The 1,302-nt window shown below is 64.1% G+C and carries 1 protein-coding gene; it reads left to right on the plus strand.

All coding sequences use genetic code 11. The features are described from left to right. Positions 1-47: 47 nt before the first annotated feature. A partial coding sequence (locus AC5RWT_RS37480) for an NADP-dependent isocitrate dehydrogenase (RefSeq protein ID WP_494084633.1) occupies positions 48-1,302 on the plus strand: 1,255 nt, incomplete at its 3' end.

The following is a 1,302-nucleotide window of genomic DNA, read 5'->3' on the forward strand; positions in this document are numbered from 1 at the left end:
TTGAGTAAACACTGAAGACCCACTTTTTGCAGGGAGACGCCTCACCCATGGCCAAGATTATCTATACCCACACCGACGAAGCGCCGATGCTGGCCACCTATTCGTTCTTGCCGATCGTTGAGGCCTACGCCTCCACGGCGGGTGTGGAAGTGGAGACCCGCGACATTTCCCTCGCTGGCCGGATCATCGCCGTCTTCGGCGACTACCTCACCCCGGAGCAGCGGATCGGCGACGCCTTGGCCGAATTGGGCGAACTGGCCAAGCAGCCCGAAGCCAACATCATCAAGCTGCCGAACATCAGCGCCTCCGTGCCGCAGTTGAAGGCTGCCATCAAGGAACTGCAGGACCACGGCTACGCCCTGCCGGACTACCCGGACGATCCGTCCTCCGATGAGGAGAAGGACATCCGCGCCCGGTACGACAAGATTAAGGGCTCCGCGGTCAACCCGGTGCTGCGCGAGGGTAACTCCGACCGCCGCGCGCCGCTGTCGGTGAAGAACTACGCGCGCAAGAACCCGCACTCCATGGGTGCCTGGACGGCCGATTCCAAGACGAACGTAGCCACCATGGGCGCCGATGACTTCCGCTCCAACGAGAAGTCGGTGGTCATGCCCGCCGACGACAAGATCAAGATCCAGCTGGTGGCCGAGGACGGTACGGTCACGGTCCTGAAGGATGCCTTCCCCGTGCAGGCCGGCGAGGTCATCGACGGCACCGTGATGCGCGCCGCTGCGCTGGACGAGTTCCTGGCTGCCCAGGTGGCCCGCGCCAAGGAAGAGGGCGTGCTTTTCTCTGCGCACCTGAAGGCCACCATGATGAAGGTTTCCGACCCGATCATCTTCGGCCACGTGGTCAAGGCTTACTTCTCCGAGCTGTTCGCTGCCTACGGCGACAAGCTGGCTGCTGCCGGCCTGAGCCCGAACAACGGACTGGCCTCCATCCTGAACGGATTGGCCGAGCTGGACCCCGAAGACCGCAAGGGCGTCCAGGAGCTGATCGACAAGGGTCTGGACGAGGGCCCGGCCATCGCCATGGTCGACTCCGACAAGGGCATCACCAACCTGCACGTCCCCTCCGACGTGATCGTGGACGCTTCGATGCCGGCCATGATCCGCACCTCCGGGCACATGTGGGGGCCGGACGGCCAGGAAGCGGACACGCTGGCCGTGCTGCCGGACAGCTCCTACGCCGGAATCTACCAGGTAGTGATCGACGACTGCCGCGCCAACGGAGCCTACGATCCCACCACCATGGGCACCGTTCCCAATGTGGGCCTGATGGCCCAGGCCGCCGAAGAATACG

This window comes from Arthrobacter sp. Dra40 (genome assembly GCF_059091905.1).